Consider the following 9683-nt stretch of genomic DNA (forward strand, 5'->3'; position numbering starts at 1 on the left):
CGCCGACGGGCTGCCGCGCCCGGTCGCGAGCCGAAGAAGCTTCATGCCGTGCCTGAGGGTTTTGGCTGATCAGACGGCAGGTGGAGCGAGGCTCACGAGGGGGTGCGACGCCGCGCCCGCGGGTGGGCCTGCGAGTACATGTCGCGCAGCGCGTCGGCCGTGACCAGCGTGTAGATCTGGGTCGTCGCGACGGACGAGTGCCCGAGCAGCTCCTGGACGACCCGCACGTCGGCGCCGCCTTCGAGCAGGTGCGTGGCGAACGAGTGCCGGAACGTGTGGGGCGAGACGTCGATGTCGAGCTCGGCCCGCTCGGCCGCCGCCTGGATCACCAGCCAGGCGTTCTGCCGTGACAGACGCGCGCCGCGCACGCCCAGGAACAGCGCGGGCGTCGCCGCTCCCCTGGCCGAGAACTCCGGCCGGGCCCGCACGAGGTACGCGTCCAGCGCGCGACGGGCGAAGCTGCCGAGCGGCACGATCCGCTGCTTGCCGCCCTTCCCGAACAGCCGCACGACGTCGCCCTCGATCACGTCGTCGACGTTGAGGGAGACGGCCTCCGTCACCCGGGCGCCCGTCGCGTAGAGCAGTTCGAGCAGGGCCTTGTCGCGCACTCGAGCCGGGTCGTCGCCGTCGGTCGCGGCGAGCAGCGCCTCGACCTGCGCGACCGAGATGGCCTTCGGCAGACGGCTCGGCAGCTTCGGCGGCCGCGTCGTCGCGGCGACGTCCGTGTCGACGAGCCCCTCCTCGAGCAGGAACCGGTGCAGCCCGCGCACCGACGACAGCACCCGGGCCACGCTCGCGGCCCCCAGCGGTCTCTCGGGCCGGGTGGAGAGCGCGACGGGGAACGCGGCCACGTCCGCGACCGTGACGTCCCCCGGGGAGGCGCGTCCCGCCTCCTCGAGATGGCCTCGCCACAGGTCGAGATCGCGCCGGTACGCGGCGACCGTGTTGGGCGACAGGCCGCGCTCGACCGTGACGTGCCTCAGGTAGCGGTCGACCGCCTCCTGGATCGTCGTCATCGGGTCGCGCCGGCGATCGTCGGCGCGATCAGTGGGCGGAGGCCGCCGCGGCGAGCGCGCCGATCGCGAGGATCGAGTTGCGCAGCCGGCCGGCGAGCACGCCGTCGACGATCTCGTCGAGGGCGACCCAGCGCACCTCGATGTCGGCCTCCTCGGCCTCGCGCTCGAAGGTCGAGCCGGTCGCCGAGACGCCGGTGGCCTTGAAGACGGTGACGGTCTCGTCGCTGCCGCCCGGCGTGGTGCGGAAGGCGACGAGCTCGGACCAGTCGGACGCCTGGAGGTCGGCCTCCTCGGCCAGCTCCCGCTGGGCGGCGACGAGCCCGCTCTCGCCCGACACGTCGAGCAGCCCCGCGGGGAGCTCCCACTCGCGCGAGCGGATCGGGTGGCGGTACTGACGGATCACGAGCACACGGCCCTCGTCGTCGACGGCGAGGATCGCCACCGCGCCGGTGTGGGCGACGTACTCGCGCACGATCGACGAGCCGTCGTAGTCGAACGCGTCGCGGCGGACGTTCCAGACGGCGCCCTCGAAGACGACCTCGGACGAGGTCACGTTCGGCTCGAACGCCTCGTCGGCGAGGGGGCCGGGCTCGGTCGACCCCGTGGTGCCGCTCACGCGGACTCCGTCACGGCGGCCGAGGTCGCCTCGTCGGTGTCGTCCGCGAACAGACGGCTGGAGTTCTGTCGGTCGAGCGAGGCCTCGATCAGACCGCTGAACAGCGGGTGCGCGTGGTTCGGGCGCGACCGCAGCTCGGGGTGGGCCTGCGTGCCGATGTAGAAGGGGTGCTCGCTGCGGTCGAGCTCGACGTACTCGACGAGCGTGCCGTCGGGCGAGGTGCCCGAGAAGCGCAGCCCGGCGTCGGCGATCTGCTGACGGTAGTGGTTGTTGACCTCGTAGCGGTGGCGGTGGCGCTCGTCGACCAGCTCGGAGCCATACAGCTCGGCCGCCAGCGACCCGGGCGTCAGGGCCGCGGGGTAGAGGCCCAGTCGCATCGTGCCGCCGAGGTCTCCCCCGGCGATGATGTCGACCTGCTCGGCCATCGTCGCGATGACGGGGAACTCGGTCTCGGGGTCGAACTCGGACGAGGAGGCGCCGGCCAGGTCGGCCTCGTTGCGCGCATACTCGATGACCATGCACTGCAGGCCCAGGCACAGGCCGAGCGCGGGGATCTTGTTCTCGCGGGCGAACCGCAGTGCGCCGAGCTTGCCCTCGATGCCGCGGATGCCGAAGCCGCCGGGCACGCAGATGCCGTCCACCTCGGCGAGCGCCTTCGCGGCGCCCTCGGGCGTCTCGCAGTCGTCGGAGGGGATCCACACCAGCTTCGCCTTGGCCTGGTGGGCGAACGCGCCGGCCCGCAGGGCCTCGGTGACGGACAGGTAGGCGTCGGGCAGGTCGATGTACTTGCCCACCAGCCCGATCGTGACCTCGTGCTTGGGCTCGTGGACCGCGGTGAGCACGGTCTGCCAGCCGGACCAGTCGACCTCGCCGGCCTTCTCGGCGAGGCCGAGGTGGCGGATGATGTACGAATCGAGGCCCTGGTCGTTCAGCATCGACGGGATGTCGTAGATGCTCGCGACGTCCTTCGCGTTGACGACGGCGTCCTCGTCGACGTCGCACATCAGGGCGATCTTCTTCTTGTTGCTCTCGCTGACCGGGCGGTCGCTGCGCAGCACGAGGGCATCGGGCTGGATGCCGATCGAGCGCAGGGCGGCGACGGAGTGCTGCGTGGGCTTCGTCTTCTGCTCGCCCGACGCGCCCATGTAGGGCACGAGCGACACGTGCACGAAGAACACGTTCGAGCGGCCGAGCTCGTGACGCACCTGGCGGGCCGACTCGATGAAGGGCTGGCTCTCGATGTCGCCGACGGTGCCGCCGACCTCGGTGATGATGACGTCGGGCTTGAGGTCGCCCTCGGCCTGCTGACGCATGCGGCGCTTGATCTCGTCGGTGATGTGCGGGATGACCTGCACGGTGTCGCCGAGGTACTCGCCGCGGCGCTCCTTCGCGATGACGCTCGAGTAGATCTGGCCGGTGGTGACGTTCGCGGCCTGGTCGAGGTTGATGTCGAGGAACCGCTCGTAGTGCCCGATGTCGAGGTCGGTCTCGGCGCCGTCGTCGGTGACGAAGACCTCGCCGTGCTGGAAGGGGTTCATCGTGCCCGGGTCGACGTTGAGGTACGGGTCGAGCTTCTGCATGACGACGCGCAGGCCGCGGGCGGTCAGCAGGTTGCCGAGGCTGGCCGCGGTGAGGCCCTTGCCGAGCGACGACACGACGCCGCCGGTGACGAAGATGTGCTTCGTGACGGTGGCCGGGGCCGAGCCGTTCGAGACGACGTCGCCGCCGGTCTCTGTGGCGGCAGAAGGGCCGCCTCCGTCGATCGAGGAGGAATCAAGGCCCGAGTTCTGTACGTTCACCACGGGATTCCATCCTATGTCACGAGCGGGGCTCAGACCAGCCACCGGTGTTACGAACGTGTGTCGGCGCGCTCGCGTGCCAGGTCGAGCAGCTCGCGCGCGTGATCCAGCCCGCTGGTGCTGTCCGGCAGGCCGGAGAGCAGCCGGGCCATCTCGGCGACGCGCTCGTCGCCGTCGAGCTGCTGGACGCTGCTCGCGGTGACCTCGCCCGAGGCGTCCTTGACGACCCGCAGGTGGTTGGTGGCGAAGGCCGCCACCTGGGCCAGGTGCGTCACGACGATCACCTGGGCGCGATCGGCGAGCTCGGCGAGACGACGGCCGATCTCGATCGCGGCGGAGCCGCCGACGCCGGCGTCGACCTCGTCGAACACGAAGGTGGGCACGTCGCTCGAGCCGGCCATGACCACCTCGAGCGCGAGCATCACCCGGGAGAGCTCGCCGCCGGACGCGCCCTTGCCGAGCGGCCGGGGTTCGCTGCCGGGGTGCGGCTTGAGCAGGAGCGACACCACGTCGGCGCCCGAGGTGCCGAGGTCGTCGCGGGGCGACACCTCGACGACGATCTCGGCGCCGGTCATGGCGAGAGCACCGAGCTCGGCGCTGACCCCCTCGGACAGGTCGGCTCCGGAGGCGCGGCGCAGCTCGGTCAGTCTCGCCGCCCTGGTCTCGGCCTCCGCCCGGAACTCGCGCACCTCGTCGTCGAGCTGCGTGAGGCGGTCGTCGTCTCCGTCGAGCTCGAGCAGACGCCGACTGCCGTCGTCGAGCAGCCGGATCGCGTCGTCGAGGGTCGGGCCGTGTCGACGCACGAGGCCGTTGAGGTCGGCGCGACGGGTCTGCACGGCCTCGAGGTCGCCGGCGGCGTCGCCGTCGAGTCCCCCGAGGTAGCTGGAGAGCCGCGAGGAGGTCTCGGAGACCTGCACGCTGACCTCGGTGAGCAGCTCGGCGATGGGCGCGAGCGCAGGATCGTGCGGCGCCACCCGGTCGATCTGCCGACGGGCCTCGTCGACGAGACCGAGGACGTCGCGGGTGCCGTCGACGGCCTCGGTGGAGAGGATCTCGTGCGCCAGGCCGGCGGCGAGCCTGAGGTCTTCTGCGTTGCTCAGGCGTTCGGCGGCGGCATCGAGCTCGTCGAGCTCGCCGGCGACGGGGGCGACGCCTTCGATCTCCGTGATCGCCTCCCGCAGGGCGTCGGCCTCTGCCCTTCGCGCGTCGCGATCGCGCGTGATCTCGTCGAGCTCGGCCCGGGCCGCCAGCCAGGCGTCGTACGCGCTGCGGTACGACGCCGCGGCCGCCGCCAGCGGGGCGCCGCCGTGGGCGTCGACCGCTGCACGCTGAGCGGAGGCGGATTTGAGACGGATCTGCTCGGACTGGCCGTGCACGACGACGAGGTGGTCGGCGAGGTCGCCGAGCACGCCGATCGGCGCGGCCCGTCCGCCGACGATGGCACGGCTGCGGCCCTCGGCCGAGACGACCCGGCTGAGCAGGAGCTCGCCGTCGTCGACGTCGCCTCCCGCCTCGGCGACCCGCTCCACGACGGGGCCGTCGGCGGGCACGAGCCATCGTCCGTCGACCACGGCCTGAGGGCTGCCCGAACGGACGACGCCGCTCTCGGCGCGCTGACCGAGCAGCAGCCCGAGGGCCGTCACGACCATGGTCTTGCCGGCACCGGTCTCCCCCGTCACGGCGGTGAAGCCCGGGCCGAGCGGCAGCGTGGCGCGGCCGATCACGCCGAGGTCGCGGATCGAGATCTCTTCGATCACGGCGCCGCCACCTGGTCGGGTCCGCGCCAGCCGGTCACCGGCAGGTGGAACTTCGCGACGAGCCGGTCGGTGAACGGGCCCTGCCGGAGGCGGGCCAGGCGCACGGGCTGATCCGAGCGGGTGCACTCGACCCGCGCACCCGGCGGGAGGTCGTGCTCGCGTCGGCCGTCGCACCAGAGGATGCCCTTCGCCTCGGTGCGGTTGAGGACCTCGACGGCGAGCACCGAGTCGGGCCCGACGACGAGCGGGCGGGCGAAGAGGGCGTGCGCGCTGAGCGGCACGAGCAGAAGGGCCTGCACCTCTGGCCAGACGACGGGACCGCCCGCCGAGAACGAGTAGGCGGTGGAGCCGGTGGGGGTCGACATGACGACCCCGTCGCAGCCGAACGACGACAGGGGTCGGCCGTCGACCTCGATGACGACCTCGAGCATGCGTTCGCGGGACGCCTTCTCGACGGTGGCCTCGTTCATGGCCCAGGTCTCGTAGACGACCTCGCTGCCGACCGTGACGGTGACGTCGAGCGCGAAGCGCTCCTCCACGTCGTAGTCGTGGGCGAGCACGCGGCGGACCGTGTCGGTCATCTCGTCGCGCTCGCTCTCGGCCAGGAACCCGACATGGCCCAGGTTGACGCCGACGATGGGCGCCGTGGTGCCCCTCGTGAGCTCGGCGGCCCGGAGGATGGTGCCGTCGCCGCCCAGCACGATGACGCACTCGAGCTCGTCGCAGCGGACGTCGTCGTTCAGGATGTCGACCTTGCCGATGCCGGGCTCGGCGGCCCGGATGTCGTCCCACTCGTCGCGGGGCAGGACGGGGACGACGTCGGCGGCCGCGAGCAGCCCGCAGACCACGAGGGCCGCGTCGATGGAGTCCCGTCGCCCCGTGTGCGAGACGACGAGGATGTGCCTGGTCGAAGTGATCTCTCTCACGCTCCCGTCACGCTGTCGGCCGTATTCAACCATTCTGTCGGATTCGTCCCGGCGGAGGCCGAGAACCGCACGCAGTACTCGCGGTTCCCCGCGCCTCCCACGATCGGTGAGGGGATGAGCCCCGCCGTTCCGAGCCCGAGGTCGTGGGCGGCCCACAACACGCCCGTGACGGCTTCGTTCCGAAGCGCCGGGTCGTGCACGACGCCCTCTCGGACGCCCTGACGGCCGACCTCGAACTGAGGCTTGATCAGCAGCACGAACTCGCTGTCCACACCGACGCTCTCGACCAGGGCGGGCAGCACCATCGTGAGCGAGATGAACGACACGTCGGCGACGACGAGGTCGATCGAGGCGGACTCGGCGGACATCGACCGCAGCTGCGGCCTCGTGAGGTAGCGGGCGTTGACGCCCTCCACCATCGTCACGCGCGGATCCGAGCGCAGGCCCACCGAGAGCTGACCGTGTCCGACGTCGAGCGCGACCACGTGATGGGCGCCGCGTTCGAGCAGCACCTGGGTGAAGCCCCCGGTGGAGGCGCCCACGTCGAGCGCGACCCGGCCGCCGACGTCGACCCCGAACGAGTCCAGAGCTCCGACGAGCTTGTGGGCGGCACGGCTGACGTAGTGGTCGAGACCGGCGACCTCGACCCGGTCCGTCTCGGCGACCCGCACCGCGGCCTTCACCACGCCGGAGCCGTTCACGGAGACGAGGCCGTCGGCCACCAGCCGCGCCGCGTGGGTGCGCGAGCGTGCGAGGCCCCGACGCGCGAGCGCGGAGTCGAGCCGCTCGCCGTCGCCGGACACCGTGTCGTCGGTGGTCACCGTGGTTCCGTCGACGGGCCGTCGGTCGCGCCCTCGAGCACGTCCCTCAGATCGTCGTGCAGGTGGGAGAACGCCTCGGCCCGCGACGCCAGGGGCCGGGTCTCGATGCCCCGGAGGCGCTCCTGGAGACCGTCCACCGCCTCCTGACGGTCCGCCTGCGGCTCCGTCGCCTCGTGGTCGTCGTCCATGGTGGCGTCCACCCTAGTCACCCGCGTGCAGCTTCGGGTCGATGTCGAGACCGTAGACGGCGCGTCCGGTCCCCCAGACGGCGGCGGCTCCGGCACGGAGGAGGTCGGTCGGGTCGGATCCCTCCGACAGCACCCGGACGACGTGACCGCGCACGGCGACGCTGGCGTCACGGACGCTCACGACGTGGACGTCGTCCTCGTCGTGCTCGACGACGGGAGGGTACGGCTGGAGCAGCTCGCGGAGGTCCCCGACGACGAAGTCGGGTCGCGACCCCTTGTCGGCGGCGATGAGCTCCTTCGCCCCGTCGATGCCGGTCAGCACGAGCACGGACAGCAGCCCGGCCCGGTTGGCGCCGACGATGTCGGTGTCGAGCCGGTCGCCGATGAAGAGCGCCCGCGTGGCCTCGAAGCGCTCGACGGCGGCGGTGAAGATGGGGGTCTCGGGCTTGCCCGCGACCTCGGGCAGGCGCCCGACCGCGGAGTGCACGGCCGAGACGAGGGTGCCGTTGCCGGGGGCGATGCCGCGTTCCTGCGGGATCGTCCAGTCGGTGTTCGTGGCGATCCACGGGATGCCGGTGTGGAGTGCGAAGGAGGCCTCGGCCAGCTGGGGCCAGCCCACCTCGGGGCTGAAGCCCTGCACGACGGCGGCGGGGTGGTCGTCCGCCGAGCGGGTGACGACGTAGCCGCCCTCGGTCAGCACCGACGTGAGGCCCTCTCCCCCGACGACCAGCACCGTCGAGCCGGCAGGCACGGTGTCCCCGAGGAGGCGCAGGGCCGCCTGCGGGGACGTCACGACGTCGTCCGCCTCGACCTGCAGACCGTAGCCGGCGAGCTGTCCCGCGACGGCCGCGGCCGTGCGGGAGGCGTTGTTCGTGATGTAGCCGACCCGGCGCGTGGACGCGATCTCGTTGAGGCTGTCGACGGCGTGGTCGATGGCCAGACGGCCGCGATAGACGACGCCGTCGAGGTCGGCCAGAACGGTGTCGACGCCGTCGAGCGGCGTAGCGGCGTCAGCCACGGTCGCCCGCCTCGTCGTCACGCGCCTCGTCGTCACGCGCCTCGTCGTCTGCGGTCCGGTCCTCGGTCGAGGCGGCGTCGACGGGCCCACGATCGACGGGCCCGTCGTCCTCGGTGCCTTCGACGGGCTCGCCGTCGACGGACTCGTCGACCCACTCGACGTCCTCCTCGACGATCTCGACGGTCTCGCCGTCGTCGCCCTGCAGGTGACGCTCGATGGCCTCGCCGGCCCGTTCGGACAGGGCCCGCCACTCGTCGGCCTCGGCTTCGCGACCCAGGTCGTCGAGCACGGTCGCATACGCGTCGAAGAGGTCGGGGCTGTAGGAGAAGGCCTTCGTGCGATCGAGCTGGGGGATCTCGAGCTCGCGGAGGGCCGCCTCGGCCTGACCGAGGTCGAGCCGGGCACCGGACATCGCGATGGCGAGCTGGACGCGCACCGGGACATCGAGCGTCGACGGATCGATCGACCGGCCCAGCTCGAGGGCACGCTCCGGGCGCTCGAGTCCTCGCTCGCTGTCCACCATCAGCGGAAGGTGGTCCTCGCGCCCCGAGATGCGACGGTAGGTGCGCAGCTCGCGCAGCGCCATGGCGTAGTCGCCCACCGTGTAGGCGGTGATGGCGATGGTCTCGCGGACCACGCCGATGCGACCGGCTCGACGGCCGGCGGAGAGGGCGTGCTTGTGCGCCTCCTCCGGGTCCTCCTCGATCAGGCGTCCGGCCATGACGAGGTGACGCGCCACCCAGTCGGCGTTCTCCTTGCTGAGGGTCTTCAGCTCGCCACGGGCGACCTTGTCGAGATCACGGGGCTCGACGTCGTCGGGCACGTGGGCGACCTCCTGGGGAGGACGCACCGACTTGATGCCGAACGGGTCGCGATCCTCTGGGGTCTCGCGATCACGTGAACGGAACGAGTCACGCCCGTTCCGGTCGGCGCCACGCGGCCCTCCGGGCCCACGACGGTCGTCTCCCCCGGCACGTCCAGAGGAGGCGCGGTCATTGCGCTGAGGACGGTCGCCGTACGACGGCCGGTCACCACGCTGCGGGCGGTCGCCGTACGACAGACGATCGCCGCGCTGAGGTCGATCACCAGACGGACGGTCCGACCGCTGGGGGCGATCGCCATATGACGGACGGTCCGACCGCTGCGGGCGATCCCCGGACGGACGGTCCGACCGCTGCGGGCGATCGCCGTACGACGGACGATCCGACCGCTGCGGGCGATCCCCATAGGAAGGACGGTCGCCACGCTGAGGTCGTTCACCGGAGGACGGACGATCACCTCGCTGCGGACGATCCCCGTACGAGGGGCGCTCCCCGCGCTGCGGACGATCATTGCCGGGCTGGTCACGCCGAGGCGCGCCGCTTCCGCTGTTCGGCCGCCGGCTGGCAGCGGAGTCGGACGAATCCGAGCGTCGGGGACGGTCCTTGCGGTCGTCGTCGTCGCGTTCACTCACGGAGGTACTCCTCTAATTCTCTGCCAGCTGTTGTGTTGTGAGGGTCGACTCTATCAATCTCGACCCGTCGTGCGGGAAACGATCCCGAA

General features: G+C 71.8%; 9 protein-coding genes. All 9 read right to left on the reverse strand.

Features of this window, described 5'->3' with window-relative positions:
- Positions 1-92: 92 nt before the first annotated feature.
- Entirely contained in the window at positions 93-1016 is a 924-nt protein-coding gene (locus FFA01_RS13595; protein WP_146856726.1) for a site-specific tyrosine recombinase XerD, read from the reverse strand.
- A 28-nt stretch (positions 1017-1044) separates the two neighbouring features.
- The gene (locus FFA01_RS13600; protein WP_146856727.1) at positions 1045-1632 is read right to left on the reverse strand and encodes an NUDIX domain-containing protein; all 588 of its coding nucleotides are present in this window, start codon (positions 1630-1632) and stop codon (positions 1045-1047) included.
- A complete protein-coding gene (gene pyrG / locus FFA01_RS13605; protein ID WP_244289860.1) occupies positions 1629-3308 on the reverse strand; it encodes a CTP synthase in 1680 nt (559 codons plus the stop codon). Before pyrG ends, FFA01_RS13600 begins: the two co-directional genes overlap by 4 nt.
- A gap of 173 nt (positions 3309-3481) precedes the next feature.
- Complete coding sequence (recN, locus tag FFA01_RS13610; RefSeq protein WP_146856728.1) at positions 3482-5188, reverse strand: DNA repair protein RecN; 1707 nt, start codon at positions 5186-5188, stop codon at positions 3482-3484.
- The gene (locus tag FFA01_RS13615; protein WP_146856729.1) at positions 5185-6147 is read right to left on the reverse strand and encodes an NAD kinase; all 963 of its coding nucleotides are present in this window, start codon (positions 6145-6147) and stop codon (positions 5185-5187) included. The genes recN and FFA01_RS13615 overlap by 4 nt, the downstream gene beginning before the upstream one ends.
- Entirely contained in the window at positions 6111-6935 is an 825-nt protein-coding gene (locus FFA01_RS13620; RefSeq protein WP_244289855.1) for a TlyA family RNA methyltransferase, read from the reverse strand. Before FFA01_RS13620 ends, FFA01_RS13615 begins: the two co-directional genes overlap by 37 nt.
- Positions 6932-7123: a hypothetical protein gene (locus tag FFA01_RS13625; protein WP_146856730.1), complete on the reverse strand. Its 192-nt coding sequence runs from the start codon at positions 7121-7123 to the stop codon at positions 6932-6934. The genes FFA01_RS13620 and FFA01_RS13625 overlap by 4 nt, the downstream gene beginning before the upstream one ends.
- Before the next feature lie 13 nt (positions 7124-7136).
- A complete protein-coding gene (locus FFA01_RS13630) occupies positions 7137-8141 on the reverse strand; it encodes an HAD-IIA family hydrolase (protein WP_244289856.1) in 1005 nt (334 codons plus the stop codon).
- Positions 8134-8964, reverse strand: a complete 831-nt coding sequence (locus tag FFA01_RS16340) for a hypothetical protein (protein WP_244289857.1) — start codon at positions 8962-8964, stop codon at positions 8134-8136. The genes FFA01_RS13630 and FFA01_RS16340 overlap by 8 nt, the downstream gene beginning before the upstream one ends.
- Between the last annotated feature and the right edge of the window lie 719 nt (positions 8965-9683).

The sequence above is a fragment of the Frigoribacterium faeni genome, from assembly GCF_007988805.1.
Classification (GTDB): domain Bacteria; phylum Actinomycetota; class Actinomycetes; order Actinomycetales; family Microbacteriaceae; genus Frigoribacterium; species Frigoribacterium faeni.

What these genes read in the sequence shown, in the direction of transcription:
- FFA01_RS13615 (WP_146856729.1), bottom strand. Translation starts at nt 6,147, where the DNA reads ATGGTTGAATACGGCCGACAGCGTGACGGGAGCGTGAGAGAGATCACT.
- FFA01_RS13625 (WP_146856730.1), bottom strand. Translation starts at nt 7,123, where the DNA reads ATGGACGACGACCACGAGGCGACGGAGCCGCAGGCGGACCGTCAGGAG.
- FFA01_RS13595 (WP_146856726.1), bottom strand. Translation starts at nt 1,016, where the DNA reads ATGACGACGATCCAGGAGGCGGTCGACCGCTACCTGAGGCACGTCACG.